The sequence below is a fragment of the Streptomyces sp. NPDC054783 genome (assembly GCF_053611725.1).
The window spans coordinates 78,733-100,576 of record NZ_JBSHAY010000031.1 but is presented as its reverse complement, the minus strand read 5'-3'; the positions used below and the strand labels follow the sequence as shown (position 1 = coordinate 100,576).

The 21,844-nt window shown below is 70.1% G+C and carries 21 protein-coding genes and 5 pseudogenes; 14 read left to right on the top strand and 12 right to left on the bottom strand.

Annotated features, from left to right (window positions below; translation table 11 throughout):
• The first annotated feature begins 123 nt into the window (after nucleotides 1–123).
• The 5 genes and pseudogenes from ACWGJ5_RS37085 to ACWGJ5_RS37065 form a co-directional block, all read left to right on the top strand.
• Nucleotides 124–921, top strand: a complete 798-nt coding sequence (locus tag ACWGJ5_RS37085; RefSeq protein ID WP_453314022.1) for a GNAT family N-acetyltransferase — start codon at nucleotides 124–126, stop codon at nucleotides 919–921.
• Nucleotides 922–1,012: 91 nt separating this feature from the next.
• On the top strand, nucleotides 1,013–1,210 hold the full coding sequence (gene infA, locus ACWGJ5_RS37080) for a translation initiation factor IF-1 (RefSeq protein WP_453314033.1): 198 nt from the start codon (nucleotides 1,013–1,015) through the stop codon (nucleotides 1,208–1,210).
• A 325-nt stretch (nucleotides 1,211–1,535) separates the two neighbouring features.
• Nucleotides 1,536–1,715 (top strand): hypothetical protein, encoded by a 180-nt coding sequence (locus ACWGJ5_RS37075; RefSeq protein WP_453314021.1) that lies wholly within the window; start codon nucleotides 1,536–1,538, stop codon nucleotides 1,713–1,715.
• Between the two features lie 194 nt (nucleotides 1,716–1,909).
• Nucleotides 1,910–2,338 carry a hypothetical protein gene (locus ACWGJ5_RS37070; protein WP_453314020.1) on the top strand — a complete coding sequence of 143 codons (429 nt, stop codon included), beginning with the start codon at nucleotides 1,910–1,912 and terminating at the stop codon, nucleotides 2,336–2,338.
• A 365-nt stretch (nucleotides 2,339–2,703) separates the two neighbouring features.
• Nucleotides 2,704–2,958: pseudogene (locus ACWGJ5_RS37065) on the top strand (NUDIX domain-containing protein); the annotation flags it as partial.
• Nucleotides 2,959–3,023: 65 nt separating this feature from the next.
• On the opposite strand, the gene ACWGJ5_RS37060 reads toward ACWGJ5_RS37065, so the two are convergent.
• Complete coding sequence (locus tag ACWGJ5_RS37060; protein ID WP_453314019.1) at nucleotides 3,024–4,289, bottom strand: SpoIIE family protein phosphatase; 1,266 nt, start codon at nucleotides 4,287–4,289, stop codon at nucleotides 3,024–3,026.
• A gap of 400 nt (nucleotides 4,290–4,689) precedes the next feature.
• Between ACWGJ5_RS37060 and ACWGJ5_RS37055 the strand changes: the two are divergent.
• Nucleotides 4,690–5,177, top strand: a pseudogene (locus tag ACWGJ5_RS37055) (carbonic anhydrase).
• A gap of 101 nt (nucleotides 5,178–5,278) precedes the next feature.
• On the opposite strand, the gene ACWGJ5_RS37050 reads toward ACWGJ5_RS37055, so the two are convergent.
• Nucleotides 5,279–5,419: a hypothetical protein gene (locus ACWGJ5_RS37050; protein WP_453314018.1), complete on the bottom strand. Its 141-nt coding sequence runs from the start codon at nucleotides 5,417–5,419 to the stop codon at nucleotides 5,279–5,281.
• 77 nt (nucleotides 5,420–5,496) lie between these two features.
• A complete protein-coding gene (locus tag ACWGJ5_RS37045) occupies nucleotides 5,497–6,543 on the bottom strand; it encodes a GlxA family transcriptional regulator (RefSeq protein WP_453314017.1) in 1,047 nt (348 codons plus the stop codon).
• A gap of 139 nt (nucleotides 6,544–6,682) precedes the next feature.
• Here ACWGJ5_RS37045 and ACWGJ5_RS37040 point away from each other — a divergent pair, with 139 nt between their 5' ends.
• Complete coding sequence (locus ACWGJ5_RS37040) at nucleotides 6,683–7,516, top strand: dienelactone hydrolase family protein (RefSeq protein ID WP_453314016.1); 834 nt, start codon at nucleotides 6,683–6,685, stop codon at nucleotides 7,514–7,516.
• A 14-nt stretch (nucleotides 7,517–7,530) separates the two neighbouring features.
• On the opposite strand, the pseudogene ACWGJ5_RS37035 reads toward ACWGJ5_RS37040, so the two are convergent.
• The 3 genes and pseudogenes from ACWGJ5_RS37035 to ACWGJ5_RS37025 all read right to left on the bottom strand — a co-directional run.
• A pseudogene (locus tag ACWGJ5_RS37035) lies at nucleotides 7,531–7,757 on the bottom strand (TipAS antibiotic-recognition domain-containing protein); the annotation flags it as partial.
• Nucleotides 7,744–8,082 carry a hypothetical protein gene (locus ACWGJ5_RS37030; protein WP_453314015.1) on the bottom strand — a complete coding sequence of 113 codons (339 nt, stop codon included), beginning with the start codon at nucleotides 8,080–8,082 and terminating at the stop codon, nucleotides 7,744–7,746. The pseudogene ACWGJ5_RS37035 and the gene ACWGJ5_RS37030, both read right to left, overlap by 14 nt.
• A gap of 389 nt (nucleotides 8,083–8,471) precedes the next feature.
• Nucleotides 8,472–8,831, bottom strand: a complete 360-nt coding sequence (locus ACWGJ5_RS37025; protein ID WP_453314014.1) for a hypothetical protein — start codon at nucleotides 8,829–8,831, stop codon at nucleotides 8,472–8,474.
• A 670-nt stretch (nucleotides 8,832–9,501) separates the two neighbouring features.
• Here ACWGJ5_RS37025 and ACWGJ5_RS37020 point away from each other — a divergent pair.
• Nucleotides 9,502–10,080 (top strand): Type-2Aa cytolytic delta-endotoxin, encoded by a 579-nt coding sequence (locus ACWGJ5_RS37020; RefSeq protein WP_453314013.1) that lies wholly within the window; start codon nucleotides 9,502–9,504, stop codon nucleotides 10,078–10,080.
• Nucleotides 10,081–10,790: 710 nt separating this feature from the next.
• Here ACWGJ5_RS37020 and ACWGJ5_RS37015 read toward each other — a convergent pair.
• The gene (locus ACWGJ5_RS37015) at nucleotides 10,791–11,447 is read right to left on the bottom strand and encodes a TetR/AcrR family transcriptional regulator (protein ID WP_453314012.1); all 657 of its coding nucleotides are present in this window, start codon (nucleotides 11,445–11,447) and stop codon (nucleotides 10,791–10,793) included.
• Nucleotides 11,448–11,587: 140 nt separating this feature from the next.
• On the opposite strand from ACWGJ5_RS37015, the gene ACWGJ5_RS37010 reads away from it, so the two are divergent.
• The 3 genes and pseudogenes from ACWGJ5_RS37010 to ACWGJ5_RS37000 all read left to right on the top strand — a co-directional run bounded on the left by ACWGJ5_RS37010 (nucleotide 11,588) and on the right by ACWGJ5_RS37000 (nucleotide 14,149).
• Nucleotides 11,588–12,427: a patatin-like phospholipase family protein gene (locus ACWGJ5_RS37010; RefSeq protein ID WP_453314011.1), complete on the top strand. Its 840-nt coding sequence runs from the start codon at nucleotides 11,588–11,590 to the stop codon at nucleotides 12,425–12,427.
• Between the two features lie 150 nt (nucleotides 12,428–12,577).
• Nucleotides 12,578–13,028, top strand: a pseudogene (locus ACWGJ5_RS37005) (transposase family protein); the annotation flags it as partial.
• Between the two features lie 194 nt (nucleotides 13,029–13,222).
• Nucleotides 13,223–14,149 carry an MBL fold metallo-hydrolase gene (locus ACWGJ5_RS37000; protein ID WP_453314010.1) on the top strand — a complete coding sequence of 309 codons (927 nt, stop codon included), beginning with the start codon at nucleotides 13,223–13,225 and terminating at the stop codon, nucleotides 14,147–14,149.
• 427 nt (nucleotides 14,150–14,576) lie between these two features.
• Here the strand turns inward: ACWGJ5_RS37000 and ACWGJ5_RS36995 are convergent, their stop codons facing one another.
• On the bottom strand, nucleotides 14,577–15,215 hold the full coding sequence (locus ACWGJ5_RS36995) for a TetR/AcrR family transcriptional regulator (protein ID WP_453314009.1): 639 nt from the start codon (nucleotides 15,213–15,215) through the stop codon (nucleotides 14,577–14,579).
• A 67-nt stretch (nucleotides 15,216–15,282) separates the two neighbouring features.
• On the opposite strand from ACWGJ5_RS36995, the gene ACWGJ5_RS36990 reads away from it, so the two are divergent.
• The gene (locus ACWGJ5_RS36990) at nucleotides 15,283–16,887 is read left to right on the top strand and encodes an FAD-binding oxidoreductase (RefSeq protein WP_453314008.1); all 1,605 of its coding nucleotides are present in this window, start codon (nucleotides 15,283–15,285) and stop codon (nucleotides 16,885–16,887) included.
• 112 nt (nucleotides 16,888–16,999) lie between these two features.
• Here the strand turns inward: ACWGJ5_RS36990 and ACWGJ5_RS36985 are convergent, their stop codons facing one another.
• The 3 genes and pseudogenes from ACWGJ5_RS36985 to ACWGJ5_RS36975 form a co-directional block, all read right to left on the bottom strand.
• The gene (locus ACWGJ5_RS36985) at nucleotides 17,000–17,278 is read right to left on the bottom strand and encodes a DUF6233 domain-containing protein (RefSeq protein WP_453314007.1); all 279 of its coding nucleotides are present in this window, start codon (nucleotides 17,276–17,278) and stop codon (nucleotides 17,000–17,002) included.
• A gap of 189 nt (nucleotides 17,279–17,467) precedes the next feature.
• A complete protein-coding gene (locus ACWGJ5_RS36980; protein ID WP_453314006.1) occupies nucleotides 17,468–17,611 on the bottom strand; it encodes a hypothetical protein in 144 nt (47 codons plus the stop codon).
• A 127-nt stretch (nucleotides 17,612–17,738) separates the two neighbouring features.
• Nucleotides 17,739–18,395: pseudogene (locus tag ACWGJ5_RS36975) on the bottom strand (transposase family protein); the annotation flags it as partial.
• 90 nt (nucleotides 18,396–18,485) lie between these two features.
• Between ACWGJ5_RS36975 and ACWGJ5_RS36970 the strand changes: the two are divergent.
• Both ACWGJ5_RS36970 and ACWGJ5_RS36965 read left to right on the top strand, forming a co-directional pair.
• A complete protein-coding gene (locus ACWGJ5_RS36970) occupies nucleotides 18,486–19,448 on the top strand; it encodes a LysR family transcriptional regulator (protein ID WP_453314005.1) in 963 nt (320 codons plus the stop codon).
• A gap of 308 nt (nucleotides 19,449–19,756) precedes the next feature.
• On the top strand, nucleotides 19,757–20,854 hold the full coding sequence (locus ACWGJ5_RS36965; RefSeq protein ID WP_453314032.1) for a MerR family transcriptional regulator: 1,098 nt from the start codon (nucleotides 19,757–19,759) through the stop codon (nucleotides 20,852–20,854).
• A gap of 60 nt (nucleotides 20,855–20,914) precedes the next feature.
• Here the strand turns inward: ACWGJ5_RS36965 and istA are convergent, their stop codons facing one another.
• Entirely contained in the window at nucleotides 20,915–21,763 is an 849-nt protein-coding gene (gene istA / locus ACWGJ5_RS36960; RefSeq protein WP_453314004.1) for an IS21 family transposase, read from the bottom strand.
• Nucleotides 21,764–21,844: the final 81 nt, after the last annotated feature.

Here is a 21,844-nt window from a genome sequence, read left to right as displayed (position 1 = left end):
GGAGGTGAGACCCGTGAACGCTGTTCTCAAGTGGGTGCTCCCCCTTTCCCGCACGGTGCGCGAGTGACATAGGTGTCCTCGGGAGTGCCTCGACCGACAAGGCACTCTTGAAAGGCCATCACCATGAACACATCGCATTTCTCTTCGGGCGCCGGGGAGCGCCCGGTGACGATCACACGGGTGGCGCACACGCACTGGCTCGCCGTCGAAGACGACCGGGAGGTCGGGCGCGGCGACGCTGTGTGCAGGCCCGACGGGCGGATGTTCGTCAGCATCGATGCGTGGCAGGGCGCGGTCTTCGACCGGCTCGCCGCTGCGATGGTGTCGGACCTGCCGGCGCCGCTGTACGTGGTGGTCGACGAGACCGACCGCGACGCCAGGGCCGGTTGGGAGCGGGCCGGTTTCACGACAGGACGCCGTGAGCGGGAGTACGCCGTGCCCACCGACCTGCGGGTCACCGGGCTCGACGCGGTGCGACCGCCGACGGCTGTGACGATCGTGCCCGCCGGCGAGGCGCAGGGGGACCTGTTGCGCGTGCTGGACCGGGCGATTCGCGACGAGGTCGAGGCCACAGTCGGCTGGCAGACGATGCCGGCCGAGGTGTTGCCCCGCCCTGCTGGGGTCACGATCGTGGACCCGTCGAAGTACGCGGTCGCGGAACTGCCCGGCCGGTACGTGGGGCTGATCCGGGTGACGCCGGTCACCCGAAGGCCGCGGATCGGGCTGATCGCGGTCCTGGCCGATGTGCAGCGCCGGGGCATCGCGCGGGTGCTGCTGGCCCACGCGCTGGGTTCGCTGCACCGCTCCGGGGCCGAATCGGCATGGGCCGAGGTGGACGAAGCCAATGCCGCGGCCGTAGCGCTCTTCGAGGGCGTCGGTGCCAGGTGCACGGGCGGAAATCTGGAGTTGGTGCGCCTTTGAGGCGCCGCCACTTCTCAGCACGTCCCCGCGTTTTTCACATTCATCGACTCAAGGAATGAGTGATTTGCCGAAAACATCGGGCGGTCTCGAAATGGAGGGAACCGTCGTCGAATGCCTGCGCAACGCCACCTTCACGGTGGAGCTGCAGAACGGGCACAAGGTGCTCGCGCACATCAGCGGGAAGATCCGGAAGAACTACATCAGGATCCTCCCGTACGACCGGGTGCTCGTGGAGCTGAGCCCCTACGACCTCACCCGAGGTCGGATCCTCTACCGGTACCGGACCTGAGCGCGATCAGCCCGGGTGGGGTCGCGAACGGTGATGATCGCGTAGGCGAGGTCGAACAAGGCGTTCGGGGCGGCTCAGTGCGAGTGTGTTCTCGCCGGCCATGTTCGGCGAATTCCAAGCGAGTTGGGCATGTGGAAGCCGCCGGCTCGGCGGAACGGCGGGAGTGTGTCGGCCGGCCGGTGGCTTTCTGGAGGTACCTCGCGACGTGTTGGAAAAGGGAAGGGCCTGTCAACGACGTGGTCGAGCACGGCGCCGCGCTCGGGATCAATCTGGAGGTCGTCGAGCGGAACCCGCAAAGCAAGGAGTTCGTGTCCCAGCCGAAGCGGTGGCGGAGCAGACGTACGGGACCTCGATGCTGCGCCGGCGGCTCGTGTGCGACTACGAACACCGGGCCGCCTCCGCCGAATCCCGCGTGTACTGGGTGATGGCCCACGTCATGGCCCGTCGGCTCACCGGCGCGGCCGCACTCACCTGGCGCGACGCGACGCCGGCCGTGAACGCGTGATGCTCCAGCCCCTCCTCGATGTGGGATCCGACGGCCCGGGGCCTCGCCGACCTCAGGTTGTACGGCCGCTGGCCAGAGTCACCCGAAAAGGGCTCGGGGCGCCCCGAAAGATCGCGTAAGGTCCATCCTGACCAAAACGAACAACTGTTGCAGTCACCGTAGACGTGACTGCCCAGGGGGAAGGAAAGAACTGCATGAAGGCATCCCGGGTCCGGCGTGGCGTGGCCGTCGCCGCCACCGTCGCCGCGCTGGCCGTCGCCGGCACTCTGGCCACCGCGCCCACGGCCGCGGCCAAGGCCGACCTGCTGGACATCACCAAGGTCTCGCTCGACAAGCCGGGCCTGCAGCTGGACATCAAGTACTCCTGCGACACGGGCGTGGACCTGCAGATAGCCGGCTACGCCTCCAAGGTCACCGAGTCGGCTGCCGAAAAGCGGAACGCGACGGGAACCATCGAGGCCTCCAAGGTCACCTGCGACTTCGTCAGCCGCACCGTGCAGATGAGGCTTCGCCCGGCCGGCAACGGCTTCGTCGCGGGCGACAAGGTGAAGGTCACCGTCTTCTACTGGGACGAGAACGGGGCCTTCCGCACTCAGGAGGAGACGGCCACCGCGGTCCTCTGAGACACCATGCCCGTCACGTAGGCCCTCGACTCAACCACCGGTGCAACTGGGCACGGCACCACCGAGTTGAGGGCCTTCAGGACGTCTCTACGGTGACGGCGTGCTCGGCGACCTGGTCGAGCAGCGCGATGCCGACGATGTTCTCGTGTGCGCTCGCCGCGCGCAGGGGATGTCTGTGACAGTCTGCGGCGGTGACCCGGACCAGCCCTTACCGCACCCATACGTTGACGTCCTCGACGCCCACGAGCTCCGGCCCGTCGAAGCTCCATCGCCGCAGCTGCCCCTGAACATCGGCTGGCAAGGGACCGTGCGTGGCGCAAGGAGGTCCAGGCCAACCCCTGTCTCTTCGACGGTCCGGTCGGCGCATGCGTCGGCCTGGACCGGACGGGGCCGCACGAACCACCCCTCCGCTGGACCCGGGTGACCTACCGGAGTTACGCCCTCCGCCGGGTCCCCGGTGCCACCGCCGCCCCGGCCGTTGGCGGCTACCCGGCGGATCCGTCGAACCACCCGACGACGGGGCACTCCTCGACGCCGCGGCAGTGCGCCACAACGCGGTGCGCGAGCTTGCCGAGGAGATCGGAATCGGCACAGAGCCAGACGGCGTGACGCCGTGGGCCCTCACCCGTGGCAACAACGGAAACAATGGTCGGCCGCACGCTCACCGACGACGACATTGGCCCGATCAGAACGGTCGGGTCGTTCGGTCCAAGCGGACGACGACGATGGCGATGTCGTCGGCGGCGCCGCCGGCGAGGTTGAGGCGGGCGAGGAGGGCGTCGGCGAGGTGTTCCGCGCCGAACCCGGTGCAGGTGGCGAGCGTCGTGGTCAGGCGGGTCAGGCCGGCGTCGATGTCCTCACCGCGGCGTTCGATCAGGCCGTCGGTGTAGAGGATGAGGGTGTCGCCGGGAGTGTAGGTCGTGTTGGCCTGGGGGCGGGGGACGTGTTCGGGGCGGGCGCCCAGCGGTGGGTCGGTGGCCTGGTCGAGCAGATCGTGGGATCCGTCCCGGTGCAGGAGGACGGGTGGGGGGTGGCCGGCGCTGCTGTAGATGAGCAGTTGGCTGTGGCAGTCGACGAGGACCTGGACGGCGGTGGCGGCCAGTGCTCCCTCGACCGAGCGGGCGTACAGGCCCAGGACCTCCAGTGCTTGGGCGGGGCCGTGGACGGTGCGGGTGGCGGCGCTCAGCGCGCTGCGGAGCCTGCCCATGACGGTGGCTGCCATCAGCCCGTGGCCGACCACGTCGCCGACCGCGACGGTGAAGCGGCCCGCAGGCAGGTCGACCGCGTCGTACCAGTCGCCGCACACGTTCAGTGATCCGGTCGCGGGCAGGTAGCGCACGGCGATATTCGGGTGCCCGGCCAGGTCAGGGGAGTGGAGCATGGCTTCTTGGAGGGCGACGGCGATGCGCCGTTCACGGGCGTGGGCCTGCCGCAGTTCCTCGTTCAGCTGCTGCAGTTGCCGCGCCCGGGCGTACAGCTCGGCCTCCATGGCCGCTTCCCGGCCGGGGCTGACCGAGGGCAGGTCGGCCGCGCGACGGGAGCGGACGACGTCGGTCATGTCCTCGGACCGGTGGATGATCCAGGCGACATTTCCGTCCGGGCCGAGGACGGGCACGTTGATTGCCGTCCACCACCGCTCCTTGAACGCCTCGGGGTTGCCGGCGATCGGGATGTCGTACTTCTGCAAAGCCATGTGATCCGTCTGGTGGGAGGACAGGACACGGTGCAGTGAGGCTTTCAGCGTCTCCACCCCGTCGGCCTCCGCGTCGGCGGGGTTGTCCGGGAAGGCGTCGAAGAGGTACTGCCCGAGCAGCTCGGCCTGGCTCCGTCCGGTCACCTCGCAGAAGGCCGGGTTGGCGTCAGCGATCACCAGGTCCGTGCTGAGCACCAGGCACGGGCTCGGAAGGGCTGCGAACACCCCTGTGTAGTCGATCTCCGGCGTCACGCGCATTCCCTGCCAGTCACTCGCTCTTCAATCTACGAGAGATCCGGCTTCCGCGCCCGCCAAGCTCGCTCGTGGGCAGCGGGTGGCCGCGGCGTACGCTCATCGGGCGTACGCCGCGATCGAGACCAGCCTGGTTGTGTGGTGTCCTCACCCGGCCCGGCCGGTTTCGGCGCCGCGTGGACGCACCGGTCGCCCGGCAGATCCACTGCTGTGGCGGTACACCCCTGCCCCGCGGCGGTGTCGTCGGGCCGTGTTGTGACGGCGTAGTGGGGCGAGGATTACTCATGAAGCCTTCGAGCCTCTACTGGCGGGTAACCAACGGTTCGTCGCGGGTGCCCCGGCGCACCCGAACCAGGACACCACCCGCCCCGCCGAGGCCGCTCCCTCTCAACGCCCATTCGCGGTGCTGTTCGGGTGCTCCGACTCCCGCCTGGCCGCCGAGATCATCTTCGATCGCGGTCTGGGCGATCTCTTCGTGGTCCGCACTGCGGCCACGTCATGGGCCAGGAAGCGACCGGCAGCATCGAGTACGGCGTCGGCGTGCTGGACCGCCTCCTGGTCGTGGTCCTGGGGCACGACTCGTGCGGGGCGGTCGGCGCGGCGCGCGCGGCGCCGGAGGACGGCCCAGCGCCGGCCGACTACGTCCGCGAGGTCGTCGAGCGAGAGTCCCAGCGTGCTGGCGGCGACGGCCGCCGGACGCGTGAGTGCCGAAGAGATCCTCGCGGAGAACGTAGGGCACACCGTCGACCTGCTGCTGGACCGCTCCCGCCTCCTGGCCGAGCGGGTCGCCGTCGGGCAGGCCGCAGTGGTAGGCCCGTGCCACACCTGGCCGACGGGACCGCACGCCTCGTCGCGGCCCGTGGCCTGGACATGCCCGTTGCCTCGACACAGTAGGGATCAGAGGCAGGGTCCTGCGGATCGGACGGGAGGTCGCCCACCGGGGCGGTGTATCCGGTCGGTGCCCCGGCAGGCACACCGAGCGGTGTCGGTGCCGGTCACGCGGAGGTCCGGGGCCCCGTCGCGCGGCCGCGCCGGTTGGCGATCGCGATTCCCAGACCCTCCTCCGCCGACAGGGACGCGACGCCGGTCATCGAGCCGCGGCCGTATCGGCGCAGGCTGGGCAGCAACGGACGCATGAGTCCTTACTGGCCATCGGGCAGTTCATGGCGACGTATCACGACTCCGTAGTCCACAACGCTTGGGTGGCAGCCCCTTAGATGGCGCCGTCCGGGGCGGACGCACGGTCGGTGCGGCGGAAGGCGGCCCGGTAGGCGCTCGGGCGGCGGCCGGTGTGGCGGATGAAGAGGGCGGCGAAGGTGCCTGGGTCCTGGTAGCCGACGGCCGTGGCGACGGCGGCGATGGTCCGGTCGGTGGTCTCCAGAAGGTGGCGGGCGCGGCGGATCCGGGAGGCCTGCAGATGGGCCAGGGGGCTGTGGCCGGTCTCTTCGGCGAAGCGGCGCAGCAGCGTGCGGGTGCTGACCTGGAAGGCGTCCGCGAGCGCGGTGAGGTCGTACCGCTCGGCGAGGTTCTGGTCGAGCTGCCGCATGACCTGCTGGGAGAACTCCCGGCCGGGCTGGGGGAGGAGCCGCGGGTCGACGTACGGCGTCTGGGAGGTCCGCGCGTCGTCGACCAGCGCCAACCGTGCGGTGATGCGGGCCACCCGGGCGCCGTTGTGCCGGCGGATCAGGCCCAGCGCGAAGTCGTACATGGCACTGAAGGCGGCCGTGGTCGTCACCCCCTTGTCGGTGACGACCAGGTGCTCGGGCCGCACGTCGGCGTCCGGGCAGCGGCTGGCCAGTTGGCCGGCGTGCAGCCAGGAGGTGGTGGCCCGGCGCCGGTCGAGGAGCCCGGCCTCGGCGAGCAGGAACGCGCCGACGCAGAGGGAGACGACGGCGGTGCCGGCGGCGGCCTGCGCGCGGATCGCCGCGATCTCGGGGGCGAGCCGGCCGAGCCGCGCGTCGAGGTCCGTGTCCGGGCGCAGTTCGAACCCGGGAACCACGAGGACGTCGACCTCGCGCAAAGGACGCACGTCCAGGCTCGCGCCGCCCGAGGCGGTGACCCGGCGGCGGGGCGAGACGACCGACACCCGGTAGCCGGGCGCGTCCGGTCCGGCGACATGCGCGGCCATCGTCAACAGGTCTGGGACGCCGAACACTTCGGACGCGAAGCAGTCCGGATACGCCAGGACCCCGACCCGCAGCGCACCCGGCCCGGCGACGGGACCAACACCGTCCTCCGCCTGCCGCTCGGCGTTTGTCATCGCTCCCGTACCCCCTGGTGTCCCCGGCCCCAGGTCGCCGACCGCGTACCGCTCGCCTCCCTCGCCTGTGGCGAGATTACCCCTGACCTTGGCGATCCCGCCCCTGACCCGGCGGTCGGTCCCGGACCAGGCTGTCCCCATGAGCGACGACGACGATCCGATCACCGACTTCACCCGCCGGAGCGTGGCCGTGGAGGGGGTGGAGAAGACGGTGTACGTGGCCGGGGCCGGGCCTGCGGTCGTGGTGCTGCCCGAGATGCCGGGCATCAGCCCCGACGTCCTGCGGCTCGCGCGCTGGGTGCGGGACGCGGGCTTCACCGTCCATGTGCCCTCCCTGTTCGGGACCGACGGCGCCTTCCCGACGGTGGAGGGCGGCCGTGAGGTCTTGCGCCGCGCCTGTGTCAGCGCGGAGTTCCGCGCCTTCGCGCAGGGCGGCACCAGCCCGGTGACGGTCTGGCTGCGAGGCCTGGCGCGCCAGGCCCACACCGCGTGCGGTGGGCCTGGGGTGGGCGCGATCGGCCTGTGCTTCACCGGCAACTTCGCCCTCACCATGGCCCTGGAGCCGGCAGTGATCGCCCCGGTGGTCAACCACCCGTCGCTGCCGCTCGACGACCCCGGCGGACTCGAACTCGACGCGGCGGACGCGCGCGCGGTGCGCGACCGGATCGACCGCGACGGACTCACCGTCCTCTCCTACCGCTTCGAGGGCGACCGCTGGTGCACGGGGCAGCGCTTCGCCGCCTACCGCGCGTTGCTCGGGGACGCATTCGACGGGCGCGTCCTCCCGGACAGCGCCGCCAACCCGGCCCCGCCGCCCTTCTTCGCCGAGCTGGTCGGCACCCCGCACAGCGTCGTCACCGCCCATCTCGTCGACGAGGTCGGCCACCCCACGGTCCGGGCCCGCGACGAGATCCTCGCCTTCCTCACCGACCGCCTGCACCCGCACGGGAACCGACCGCTGCCCGCCAACTGACCGGACCCCGGACGAGTGAACCAGTGCGCGACGTGCAGGCGGCGCTCCGCGGTGAGGTCCATGGCCCGCTCGCCGTCGTCCGGCTCACCCTCGTCGAACGCCGCAAGCAGCTCCGCCCGCCAGGCGGCCGCCTCGCCCATGAGCTGCTGCCAATCCTCCTTGCCATGGGCGGCAGCACGTGCCACCGCCTCGCGCTGCCCTCTGCGTGCGCCCACTTCAGCTCCGCGCTAACTGCCGGAGACCGTCGTGCACATCGCGCTTCCGTTGACGACCACGGAAGTGTCGTCGGACGCGCTCCCCTCCACCTTGAACGACGAGCCTCCGACGATCGTCGCGGTGAGCCTGCCCATCGTGCCCGCCTTGGCGGTGGCCTCGACCGCGTCGGCGTGCTCCTGCGTCAGCCGCAGACGCACCTCCTGGTCGGCGCTGCTCTGCTTGTCTCCCGCGGCGAACTTGAGGGTGATGGTGCTGCACGTGGTGGAGGACATGCCCATCACGATCTTCCAGTCCGGGCTGTGATCGTTCGGGTTCGTCTCTCCGACGTAGTCGAAGGTGTGGTTTCCCACGCTGACTGTTCTCGGTGAGTAGGCGCCGCAGTCGAACCCGTCGTTGACTGATTGGCAGAGGGTGTAGAGGGACACACTTTGCGGACGGCTCGGCCGGGTGGGGTCGTCGCCGGCCGGCTGGTTGCCGTCCGACGGGCTGCCCTGTGCGTCCGATCCCGAGCCGGGGCTGTCGGTCGGGGCCTCGGTGGAGGGCGTTTCGCTGTCGGTCGGCGTGCTCGCTTCCGACGGATCTCCGGCGTCCCCGGAAGCCGGAGCGGCCGAGTCAAGTGCGTTGCCGTTGTTGTCAGATCCGCAAATGGCCTGGTCGTGGCAGTTGTTGTCCGTGCAGCCGGTGGCGCTCAGGCCGATCAGACAGGCCGCCACGATCATTGCAGCAGCTATCCGGCGGTTCATTTCTTCCCGTTGCTGTTGCCGTTGCCGATTGTGTTCCCGTCGTTGTTCATGCCGCAGACTGCCGGCCCGCGGCAGCTGTTGTTGTGGCTGCCGGGGTCCTGGTGTGCGGTCGCCCACACCCCGAAGCCGGCCGTGACCACTGCGGCGAACACGCCAAGTGCCCTGATCCAGACGGATTTTCGCTGCGCGCCGTTCATCTGCTGCGGCATGTGTGGCTCCAGGACGGAAGAGGTGCGGGAGATCACCGTGGTGAACGCGTGTGTGGTCGCGTGCTGCCACTTGTACCAGCCGTTACGCATCGCTTTCGCATGCTTTCGCGCCTGAGCATGCTGAACGCCGTAAATGATCAGCCACACCGCCCAATGCCGTTCATCAGGTGAACGGGCCCCATCTACGACAGCCGCCTAGGCGGGATCATGCCGGTGCCCGACCTCGTCCGTGCCCGCTCGGCCTCCTCGGCAGCCGGCAGGCCGCCCCGCGCGATCTGGTACAGGTCGGTCGGTACCGGGCGGGGCGTGACGGCCGCGTAGGCGCCGTGATGTGCCGCAGTGTCACGAACAGAGCCTGGTTCGCGGCGTGATCAGGCTCCCGCCGCATCAGTATCCGGCGACCCGGCTCGAAGATGGGCCGGACCGCTGCGGCCCGGACCTTACACACCGGCCGGCAGTGCCGTTGCAGGATTCCCGAGGGCTGATGGATCCACCTCGCCGCTGACAGCCGCTGTCGTCCCCCGGGTTTCGTCGTCGCTCCCTGCCGGGCCGGCGACGCCGCGTTCGGGAAGGTCACGGCCGGGATCCGGGTTCCCGCCGGGTCGGACGGCCATGGAGTTTCGGTCAGTCGTACATGGCCGGCGCTCGCTCCCGATACGTCCAAGCTGGTCCACAGCGCTTGGAGGGGCCGAGTTCCGGCGACGCCCGGCGTCGGCCCGTGTCCGTCGGCTCCGGCCAACTTCCTGTGATGCCGGCTGGCGCACCGTGCGGCATACTGCTGCCTCGTCAGTGCAACAAAATGTTGAAGGAGGGAAAGTTGGCAGCCTGTTTCAGGACAGTCATCGAGGTGGGGGAGGCCCATCTTGCCCAAGCGGAGGCCCTGGCGCGTGCCTTTCAGGAGGCGATCGCGCCCGCCACCGTCAACTACGACTTCGGTCACATTCGCGATGCCGCCGCCGTGCTTCCTGACAGTGACATCGTCAAGATGGTCCGTGGTTGGGGGCTCCAGGAGGAGGGGCCGATCCTGGTGATGGCGCTCTCCCTCAAGGAGGCGGTCCGCCAGGCGCTCCCGCCCGAGGCGGCTCGGGCATCGTTCTGGGACACCGTCGAGCGCGACCTCGTGGATGCCTTCACCGGTCTTGCGGCGCAGGAGGGCGAACCGGGACTGGCCTACTACGAGGAGGGGCCGGACCATACGAGCTACTACCGCGATTTGTTCTTCGCCCTGCACGACGAGGAAACCGACGCGTACCTGTACGCCGTTGCCTTCTGCGCCGACGTCACCGTCGGCCTTGGCAAGTCCCGCGTGGGGACCCTGGGCGTCACCGACACCGCACCGTTCGCGGTCCGGCTCAACGCGATCGTCGTGCGCCAGAAGCTCGCGAACGTAGCCTGATCCTCCGGGCATCGCCCGCCGCTTCCTTTCAGGGCCCGTCCCCGCGTATGTCCTGCGGCCGGTCCCCCCCCACAGGTCCCCACGACCAGTCACGGCCTGCCGTCCCGGGCCGTGAAACGCCCACTGCCTGCGGTGGTGACGGCCGCCTTGCGCGTGACAGCCGTCGCGGCGGCATGGAGGCACATCGGCCGCCATGCCGGGCTCGAGAACGCGAGCGGGAAGGCTGCTCCCGCGACAGGTCGCCCACCGGCATGTCGAGTTCGCCGTACGCTCCCCGCGCCCACCTGACGTCCTCCTTTCCGGGCTGCTGCGCTCAGTCATCTCCTGGCCACCGGCACCAGCAGGGCGAGGCTGTTCACCGGTCCCTACGAGCCCGGCGGACCGACCTACCTGACCGGCGTCGCCGAGCAACTGAACTCCGCCGGCTTGACGCGAAGACGTGCTCGACGCGGGCGTGGGCCTCGTGGTGCGAAGCTCAATGATGAAGTCGAGCCGCCTGCGTGATCGGCGGGGCCGTGGTGAAAGCCGAAGCCTCGGCAGGAGCCCTTTTGGGGCCACACCCGGACCCTGGGCCTGCCGATCCTACGAATGACCGGGAACGATCCCGCCGACACGGTAGGCAGCCTTTTCCAACCTGATGGCGATGCCGAGGCGGAGAGGTTCCTGGTGAAGGACTGGTCCACCAGGGCAACCGTGTGAATCATGGAGTCTCAACGCCGCCTGTGCGGGCCTAGGTTGAGCAGTACCTCGCCGAGCTGGTCGCAAGTGAGGGCCGGTGCGGGCAGTGGGGGCGCGGACGGGCTGGTGCGAAGGCCGTCGAGGAGCAGGGCGAGCGGGCGGAGCCAGGCCTCCGGGGCGACCGTCGTGAGCGCGGGAACAGCCCTGCCCAGTGCTGCAAGGGTGAAGAGCACGTCCTCGGTGGTCAGGTCCGGGCGCACAGTTCCCTGCTCCTGACCGCGCCGGAGCAGCTCGTCGATGGTGTCACGGTTGTGGGCGTGGATCGCCTGCAGGGAAGTCACGCCTTCCAGGTTCGTGGTCATGAGGTCATTGGTGCCGCGGTCCGCGGCCAGGCCCGCGAACACCGTGCTCAGGTACTGCATCAGTCCCGTCCACGCGTCCTCGGCGGTTCGTGCCCGCTCGCCCGCCGCTGTGGTCTCCGTGAGCGCATCTCGGAAGACCTCGTCGACGAGCGCGGCACGGGTCGGGAAGTGGCGGTAGAGGGTGGCGTTGCCCACGCCCGCCCGCCGGGCGATTTCATCGAGCGGGGCGTCCAGGCCCTGTTCGGCGAAGACTTCGCGGGCTTTGTCCGTCAGCAGCTTCCGGTTGCGCAGCGCATCGCGGCGCCCTACCGGCGGACGGTCGTCCATTGTGTCTCCCTCTTCTCGCCCCGTACCGGGGGGCATTCCCCGGTACGGATGCTATCGTCGGCCGAGTAAGCGGGGACCACTCCCCGTTTTGCTTTCCTGCGGGCGGGGCGTCCGCGGTCGTGCACAGGGGAGGGGGACGCATGTCCGGCACTGCACTTGTGCTCGGCGGCGGCGGGCCGGTGGGCGGGGCCTGGTTGACCGGGGTGCTCGCCGGGCTCGCCGAGGCCGGGATCGATCTCGGCAGCGCGGACGTCGTGATCGGCACGTCCGCCGGTGCCGTCTTCGGGTCCCGGCTCCGCTGCGGCGTCCCCGCCTCGGAGTTGTACGAGCGTCAGCTCTCCGGAGCAGACGCGGTCCGTCTGCCGGTGACCGCGCGCCAGACGGCGCGCTTCCTCTGGGCGGCGCTCGGTTCCCGCGATCCCCAGCGGTCCGTCGAACGCCTCGCCCGGGCGGCGCTGCGCGCCGGGACCGGGCCGGAGTCGGACGTCTTCGACACGGTCGGCGCGCTCCTGGGCGACGTACGCGACTGGCCCGGGCGGGGGCTGCGGATCACCGGGGTCGACGTGCGGACCGGACGACTGGAGGTGTTCGACTCACGCTCCGGAGTGACACTGCTCGAAGCGGTCGCGGCGAGCTGCGCCGTGCCCGTCGTGTGGCCGCCGGTCACCGTGGCGGGCCGGCGCTGGATGGACGGCGGCAGCCGTTCGACCGCCAACCTCCAGCTCGCACGCGGGTACCGCCGGGTGCTGGCGGTCGTGCCGGTCCCCCGGGCGGTCGGGCCGCATCCGAGCGCCTCGCAGCAGGCCGCGGAACTGTCCGACGGCGGGGCGCGTGTCATCCTGCTGTGCCCGGACCGTGCCGCGCGGCGTGCGATGGGCCACAACATGGCGGACGACACACGCCGGGCGGCTGCCGCCCGCGCGGGCTACGGCCAGGCCTGTGCACTGGCCCCATCGGTGGCCGACGTCTGGCAGGGGTGACCTGCGTCAATGCGCACGTTGCCAAACTCTCCTTGACCGCGGGAAGTTGAAGTCGTCCGCCGCACGAGACGATGAAATTCCTGGTAGGTGGGTTTTCGACCAGAGAACCGATTCTGCCGGGGACTGTGCGTGTGCGTATATCCTTCGGGCGGGATGCTGCTGCCGATCGACCGGATCGTCGCCGACCGGCCCCTCTACTGCTACAAGCACAAGATGCCCGGCATGAAAGTGCAGGTCATCGCCGACCCGAAGGGCCGTCTCCTGTGGGCATCACCTGCCCTGCCCGGAGCCGTCCACTACGTCCGGGCAGCCCGCGAGCACGGCATCGTCGACGCTCATGCCGCAGCTGGCATCACTTGCTGGGCGGACAAGGACTACCAGGGTGCGGCGGCGCAATCCGCACTCGTCACCGCGGCCGTTGGGACAGCCCTTCCACGGCTCGGCAGGCCGTCAACCGGTCCATGCGAAGATCCGGGCACTCGCCGAGCAGGCCCTCGCCACCCTGAAGACCTGGCGGCTCCGTCACAAGGTCCGTTGCTCGACCACCCGCATCACGAACCTCGTCCAGGCCGTCCTCAGCCTGCATCTGGCCAGCTCAGACGGAGAATGGAAAACGTTCACCGAGGTATCCGGCCAACCCGCGGCACCGGCCGGTGAGGAAGCGTGCTGGCAACGCAGACACCGACACCCTCACCTCCGGCCGCGAGGCCTTCCGGTACCGCCGACGATTCGCGCGTATCCCTCCACGCGTGGTAAGTGATCGGCTGGAGCCGCTGAACAGGTGAGGATGCAGGCATGAGAATGCGAACGCCTGTCGGTCATCCGAGCCTGCGCCCCTATCTGCCGTACCAACAGCCCCCGATGACGAGCGACCATGGGGTGGTCGCCCATTTCCTTGGCACCAGTTCCGTTCTGCTGTCGGACGGGGAGACCTCCGTACTCAGCGACGGGTTCGTCACCCGGCCGGGGATGCTTCGCGTCGCCCTGGGCAGGATCGCGCCCGACCGCTCTCTTGTGCGCGCCACGATCGACCGACTGCGGGTGAAGAATCTGGCCGCGGTGGTCTGCGCTCACTCCCATTACGATCACGCCCTCGATGCGCCGGTGTGGGCACTGGAGACCGGCGCGGAGCTGGTCGGATCGCCCTCCACCGCAAACATCGGCCGCGGCCTGAGGGTGCCGGAGTCGTCCTTGCGCGTGGTCGCGGGCGGGGAGACCGTCTCCTACGGCCGCTTCGACCTCACCTTCCTGGACTCCGTGCACAGCCCCGGTGACCACTATCCCGGAACCGTCGACGAGCCTCTTGTGCCACCGGCCCGGGCCGGTGAATGGAAGACGGGCACCGCCTACAGCGTGCTCGTCGCCCATCCGACGGGCCGCATCCTGCTGCACGCCAGTGCCAACTTCCGTCCCGGCGCGCTGCGAGGCCGGCGCGCCGACGTCATCTATCTCGGCATCGGCAATCTGGGCAGGCAGTCGACCGAGTTCCTGCGTACGTACTGGGAGGAGGTCGTGGCCGCGACGGGGGCCCGCCGGGTCGTCCTGGTGCACTGGGACGACTTCTTCGTCGGTCTGCACCGGCCCCTGCGGCCCATGCCCTATTTCCTGGACGACATCGACGCCACGATGAGCCGGCTGTTGCCCCTGGCCCGCCGCGACGGTGTCGACGTCGTCCTCCCCGTCACCTGGCAACCGAGCGCCCCTCTCGCCGACCTGACGTGAAGGCACGCGTCGGCGGAGCCGCGCGCGACGCCGGACAGTCCAGGCTTGCGGCCCGCGCTCACGAAGTGACCTTGTGCGCCCACATGGCGCAGCCGCAGACCGCCGGGCCCCGTGCCCCCGGCCGGGCACCTGCCCCGGAAGCTGCGGCGCTCATTGATCACGACCCGGTACGAGCTCTAGATGCTCGTCCCACTGTTGGTTTGCCTGGTCGCTGAACGCGCAGCTCCAGTGCCGAGGTTGCCGTTGGAGTCTTTCTCCTCCATGTGCTGGGTCCCGTTCCAGGGCGCCTCCAGCCAGTGCCCCGCCGGGCGGATGGATGTCGTAGATGTTCCGTCACTGAAAGCTCGTCAAATGCAGGGACGGGGAGTCGGGCGGCCACCGGCCATCCAGCGACTGCGGCCGTCGCGTCGTCGGGCGGCGGTCCGGCTCAGGTGCCCTCGTCGCCGGCGGCGAGGATGGTGCGACTGGCCGCGAAGAGCCGTGCGCAGCGTTGTGCCATGGCTTGGGGTGACTGGTCGGGATGGTTGACCCACCAGCGGACCAAGGCGGTGCACAGACCGCGCCAGGCGTATTTGAGGGCGTCGGCGTCAAGCGGGTCGCTGGATCCGGCCGCGTGCAGGAGGTCGGCGGTGCCGATCGCGGCGAGGTCGTCGATGGAGCTGCGGTAGTACGCCGCGCGTTGGGCGGCATCGCTGTCGGGTGGCAGCGTGGCGTCGTAGAGGACGAACCACGCCTCGCGCTGCCCGTCCAGAGCGGTGAACAGGGCGTGCAGCACGCGCAGGGGCGTGGGCGGCGCGCCGGTGTCATGGTGGGTCATGGCGGCGCGGAGGGCGCCCAGCAGTCGGTCGCCGACCGGGTTCAGGCAGGCGAGGTAGAGGTCCTGCTTGCTGCCGAAGTACTGGTGCAGAAGTGGTTTGGTGACGCCGACGCGCGTGGCGATGGCGGCCACGGTGGTGGCCTCGTAGCCGTGGCGGCCGAACTCCTCGGTGGCCGCGGCCAGGACCTGTCGTTCGCGCGCGGCCCTCGGTACGCCCTTGGTGCCGGCCCTGGTGGAGAGCGTTGTCATGGATCCAATCTTACCCTAGGGTAATTTACCAACGGGTAAATTACTTGGACCTCGCTGGAGCGCACCCATGCCTGCCACCGTGACCGACCCCGGCACCTCCCGCCTCCGCTCCTGGTGGGGTTGGGGCTACGCCGACGCCCACCCCGACGACGCCGAATGCGCCGCAATGGGGGCCCTGCTGCCGGGCACCCTGGCCCGTCCGCTGCCGATACCCCGCATCGCCGACCTGCCCATCGGCCGCCCCGCCGCGACGCCCCCGCCCTCCCTGGCACACCTGGTCACCGCAAATCCCGAAGCACGCGCAGCCCACGCCATGGGCAAGGCCTACCGCGACGTCATCCGGGCCCTGCGCGGCCGGCCCGGCCGGATCCCCGACCTGGTCGCCCGACCGACCGACGACCAGGACGTGGCCGACCTGCTGGACTGGGCCGGCGGGCACGGTGTGGCCGTCATCCCCTTCGGTGGCGGCTCCTCGGTGGTCGGTGGGGTGGAATACCGCGGCGATGCCCATCGCGCCGTACTGTCGCTCGACCTGACCTCGATGAACCAGGTCCTGGATATCGACACCGCCAGCCGCTCGGCCCGCATCCAGGCCGGCGCGCTCGGTCCCGTAATGGAAGAGCAGTTGCGGCCCCACGGTCTCACCCTGCGCCACTTCCCGCAGAGCTTCGAGTTCTCCACCCTCGGCGGCTGGCTGGCCACCCGGGCCGGGGGCCACTATGCCACCGTCCGCACTCACATCGACGACTTCGTGCAGTCCCTGCACGTAGTCACGCCCGCAGGCCCCAGCACGTCCTGGCGGCTGCCCGCATCCGGCGCCGGGCCGTCACCGGACCGCCTGTTCCTCGGCTCCGAGGGCGCGCTCGGCGTCATCACCGAGGCGTGGATGCGTCTGCAGGAGCGCCCGCGACACAAGGCCTCGACGTCCGTGGCCTTCGCCGACTTCCACCAGGCGCTGGACGCGGTGCGTGCCATCGCCCAGTCCGACCTCGGCCCGGCCAACTGCCGCCTGCTCGACCCCGGCGAGGCCGCACTGTCCGGCGCCTCCAACGACGGCTCCGCCGTCCTGGTCCTGGGCTTCGAGTCCGCCACCACCCCCGTCGACGACCGCCTCGCGAGCGCCGTGGACCTGGCCCGGGCCCACGGCGGCCGCAGCGGGGCGCTGACGGCGGACCGCGATGCCCCGGCCGACGCGGCCGTGAACGCCTGGCGCTCGGTGTTCCTGCGCATGCCCTACCTGCGCGACGGCCTGGCCCGCATGGGCGCCGTGATCGAGACCTTCGAGACCGCCGCCACCTGGGACACGATTCCCGCCCTGATCGACGCCGTCCGCACCGAGGTCGGCACCGTCGCCGCGAAGGCCACCGGACATCCGGCCACCATCAACTGCCGCCTCACCCACGTCTATCCCGACGGCGCGGCCCCCTACTTCACCGTGGCCGTCGCCGGCCGACCCGGAGACGAGGTCGAGGTCTGGGACGACATCAAGGCCGCCGCGAGTGACGTCCTGCACCGCCACCGCGCAACCATCACCCACCACCACGCCGTCGGCCGCGACCACCGCCCCGGCTACGACCTCCAGCGCCCGGAGCCCTTCGCCCTGGCCCTGCGCGCCGCCAAGCACGCCCTGGACCCCCACCGCATCCTCAACCCAGGCGTACTGATCGACTAACAGCTCATTCGGTTCGGTGTGATCTTGCGGCATGCCGTTCGCGTGTCGAGCGAGGTGGTCGAGCGGAACTCGCCCGCGTTGCTGTGTCACCTGCACTCGAGTGCCAAGGTCGTCATGGCGAGGCCCTGAGGGTCGCTCTGGGCTGCCGAGCCCGGTGTCCGGCCGGCAGTGCGCGCACTGGCGGCACCTGCCGTCGGAGCGCGTCCGTGGCCTGCTCGCGGGTCGCCGGGCGGCACCGGCCGCTCGCCTTCGCCGCCCAGCAGCCACCGACGTGGACCGCATCGATGCCGGCGCGGTTCAGGCCGTACTCGATCAGCCACTCCGGTGCCGGCGGCCGCCGCTTCCCGCCCTGGCGGAGCTCCCGCTCGTGTCTCTCCTCGCCTGCGACCACAGGGCGATCAGGGTCGGCTGCGGGCGGAGTGCTCGGCGACGACGCGGCGGGCGGAACGCAGTGCGTCGAGACACGGGAGCTCTTGCTCCGCGCTCACCTGCCTCCGCCTCCCTCCCCGAGAGGGACTGGGCACGCTGATCGGCCGAACCGGGCATGACGGCTGAGCGCTCCACGACGTCGAAATCGGCGTTACAGCAGGCCGATGTTGGTGAGCGGGACGTTCCAGTCGTCGCTGCCGATGCCGCCGTGGCGGTCCCCAGCTGCGGCCGCTACGGCGGACAGCATCAATCCGGCGAGGGCGACGGCCAAGGCGGCGAAGACGCGACGCTTCACGATTCCTCCTCAATGGCGACAGCACCGGCCACCTTCCTCCGAGCGGTTCGCCCCGCCTGCCCAGACACGCCAGTCAGCCGGCGGATTCAGTCGTCTGGTGGCGGCACCTCTCAAATGACCACCTTGCCGAGTTTTCGGCTTGCTGTTGAGATGTGAGGGGTCTGTCTTTGCGCGGCCAGTGCGGGATGAGGGCAGGTGTACCGCGATAGCCGCCGTCGCCGAGGACAGGTGCGTTCTGCACCGCGCGGTCGACGCCGGACTCCCGGTGGGCACGGGCGTCGTGGCGGTTGCCGGGAAGTGGCCGTCCGGCGGCTATGGCCAGGCGGATGTTGGCGTCGATGACCACCTGGTGGTTGGTCGAACAGCGGTAGTTCTTGCTGGAGGCGGCCACGCTCCTGTCGCGGTTCGGGACCAGAGTGCCGTCCACGATCAGGACTGTGTCGGCCGGGTGCCGGCCCCGCACGGGGGCCAGTGCCAGAAGCGGAGCGATGTGGTCGATCCCCCGGTCCGCAGCCGACTTGGCGATCCCGAACAGGGGACCGAGCTGCCGCATCGGGAGGTTCGTCCGCCAGGACGCGGCCACCAGCAGTATGCGGTCCTCCAGAGACAGCGCCCAGGGTCGGCCACCGGTCGGTGCACCCCCGCCCCGACGCCGTACGCTGCCGATCCGCCCCGGTGACCTGGCCGTCCGGCCCGGTGGGGAGATGTACGGCCTCCTCGCCGATGCGGATCCACATACGTGAGGGACACAGCAGGGGGGCTGTGGCTGATCTCCGCAGGCCATAACTCTTGCATGGCATGTGACATTTCATATGAGGCCGCGCTGGGTCCGCCCCCTGCCGAAAGCCCCCCGCCGCTCCTTACCATCCGCGCCATGAATCTAGAGGTACGGCACTTGCGAGTGATCTGCGCGATCGCGGAGGCCGGAAGTCTGACCCGTGCCGCCGCGTCGCTGCGCATGACCCAACCGGGGCTCAGCGCCCAACTGCGGCGCATCGAAGCCATGCTGGGCGGACCGATCTTCGACCGGGGGCAGGCCGGCGCCGTACCCACCGCCCTGGGCGAGCTGGTACTGCCCCGGGCGCGGGCGATCCTGCCGGGCATCGACGGTCTGCTCTCCGACACCGCCCGCGCCGCCCGCTGCGGAACCACCCCGGGCCGGGTACGCCTCGGATCGGTGGGTGCGCCCCTGCTTGCCGATCTCGTCGTGGCCACAAGGGAGTTGATCCCCGGCGCGGAGGTGACGACCAGATGCCAGTACTCCCCGACGCCCTTACTGGACGACCTTGCGGCAGGCCGCCTGGAGGTCGCGGTCCTCGGCGACAACCCCGGCCATGAACTCCCGCCGCGCGAGGGAGTGCTCCAGCGCCCGGTCGTCACCGAGCCCGTCTTCGCCCTGCTGCCGTCCGCCCATCGGTTGGCTGCACGCGAAGAGGTGAGCCTGGAGGAACTCATCGGCGAGGACTGGGCCCTGCCCCATCCCGACAGCGATCGCACCCGGGAGTACTGGGCGTCCGTCTTCTCCCGGACGGGCCGTCAGCCGCACGCCCCCTACGAGGCCGAAGGCAGGCAGCTGATCGACGTGGTACGGGCGGGTCTGGCCGTCAGCCTCTGCCAGGCGACGTTCATCGAGGTGCCCGGCGTCGCGGTGCGCCCTCTCTCCGGCAATCCGCTCTGGTACCGCCATGTACTCGGCTGGCGCTGCGACGGGCCGTTGGCCGCACACGGCGACGCGCTCGTCGGCAGAGTGGCCGAGGGATACCTCGCCACCTGCGCCGCCGCACCGGCGTTCGCGCGATGGCTGCGGCGCCATCCGGAGTCCCTGCGGTTGTCGTAGTGAGCCGGTGGTCTCACTGCTTGGTGAGCGAGTGGCTGTGCCAGTTTTCGAGGGAGTCATTTCGGAGCGACTTCGGGAGTCATTCTGGGGCGGGTATCGCGATCAATGTCGTTGACTTTTGATGTCACTCGGCCGCTGCGGAGCCGCTCTGTCCGCTTCCAGGCCTCTCTGAACCAGACCATCGCCCTGGCTTGCAGGAGTCGCCTCGGACCACTGCTTCGCGTTCGGCTCTTGCTGCCATGAGTGAGGCTCTTGACCCTCACGTGACGTCAGGCTGCAAAGTCGGTGCCGTGGAGGATCACTGGACCGTGGGACGCGTGGCCGAGCTGGCCGGCGTGAGCGTCCGCACGCTGCATCACTACGACGAGATCAGGCTCGTGCGTCCTTCGGCGCGGACCGCGGCCGGGTACCGGGCCTATTCGGCGGGCGACGTGGAGCGGCTGCGGGAGGTGCTGGCCTACCGGCGGTTGGGCTTCGGGCTGCGAGAGATTGCGGAACTGGTCGGCGACTCGTCGACCGACGCGGTTGCGCACCTGCGCCGACTGCGCGGCTTGCTGCTGGAGCGGCGTGATCGCGCTGATGCCATGGTGGCGGCCATCGACAGAGAACTTGAGGCACGGGCGAGGGGACTGATGGTGACACCGGAGGAGCAACTGGAGATGCTCGGTGCACGGCTGTACGACGCGATCGGCGGCGCTTACCCCGCGACACGGCGTACTGAGCCGCGGATCGCCGCGCAGATCTGGGACGCGCTCGGGGACGCGCAGACGGTGCTGAACGTCGGGGCAGGCACCGGCTCCTATGAGCCTGCTGATCGCGACGTGACCGCGGTGGAACCATCGGCGGTCATGCGGGGGCAGCGGCCTGCCGGCTCGGCGCCGTGCGTGGCCGCCGCCGCGGAGAGCCTGCCGTTCGAGGACGACTCCTTCGACGTCGCGATGGCCGTCTCCACCGTTCACCACTGGGGGGACCCGATAGCGGGGCTGCGCGAGATGCGGCGCGTGGCCCGTCGCGTGGTGGTGCTCACGTTCGACACGGACGAGCCCGGATGGCAGGACCGGTTCTGGCTTACCCGCGACTACCTGCCTGAGTTCGCCGCCGTCCTCGCAGAGTTTCCCTCGCTTGCGGGGATGGCCGACGCGATCGGCGCCCGCGCTGAGCCGGTGCTCATCCCGTGGGACTGCGCTGACGGCCTGTTCGAGGCGTACTGGCGCCGCCCGGGAGCGTATCTGGAGGATCACGTGCGCCGTGCGATGTCAGTGTGGACGAGGGTCGGTCCGGAGGCCGAGCAGCGGGCGGTGCGAAGCCTCGGTGACGACCTCGACTCCGGCCGGTGGGTCGAGCGCAACAGCGACCTCGCCGACCTCGACGCGGCAGATCTCGGCCTCCGCCTGCTCGTAGCTTGACCCGCGTCGCAGGTTCAGCGTCATGGAGGCTCCTGGACAGCCCGCTGGTTCGGCTGCTTGTCAGGCGGCTCCTCCCGTGTGGCGCCCCGTCAGCTGACCTGGGCTTGTTCGGCTTGGGCCTTGGCGGTAGTAGCCGATCTGGCCCTCGACACCGCCCTTCTCGTGGGCGCCCTCGATGCCGGGACGGCAGTAGAAGGCATCGATGCCCCAGTGCGAACGAAAAGCCGTCCAGCGGTCGTTCTCCACCCGGGCCCGGCCCAGGTCCAGCACCCGTTCGACCGCGGCCCGCAGATTGTCGTAACGGATCCGACCGCGAGGGACGCCGCCCAGCACACGGAAGGCGTGATGTCCTTCGAAGAACGCCTCCTGACCGCAGGAGGCGAACACCCGGTGCACCGCCTTGCCGGAGTAGGACAGCCGCAACGAGAACAGGAAGACCTTGGTCATCCTGCCCGCGAGCATCACGTGCACGTCGCCGAAGTCGAGCTCAGCCTCAGCTCCGGGCAGGTGTGTCTGCGGCACGAACATCGCCTCCGGGCCCACTCCGGCCTGTCGGCGGATCTCCTCGCGGCGGTCGTTCACATGGACGCGGACCATGGAGTACGAGATGTCATCGGCCTCATGGCCTTCGACCAGCCGGTCGTAGATCCGCTGGGCGGTGTGCCGCTGCTTGGGCGGAGCGTCCAGATCAGCCGGCAGCATCCCGTCGATCAGCGGCTTGTAGGGGTCGAGCCGGGACTCCTTGCGCCGCTGCTTCTTCCGTGGCTCGGGCCACTGGCCGTCCAGAGCTCGCCGGACCGTCCTCCAGGTCACGTTGTGCGTGCGCTGAAGCGCCCGCAACGACATGCCCAACCGGTGATCCCGGCGGATCGCCGCATACAACGCGACCTTGGACTGCGAGTTCCCCATGAGGCCCCCAGCGGGAGGCGTACACCTCACGGTCCCACCGCAAGCCCCCACGTGACGTCAAAACAAACTGACGTCGCAAAC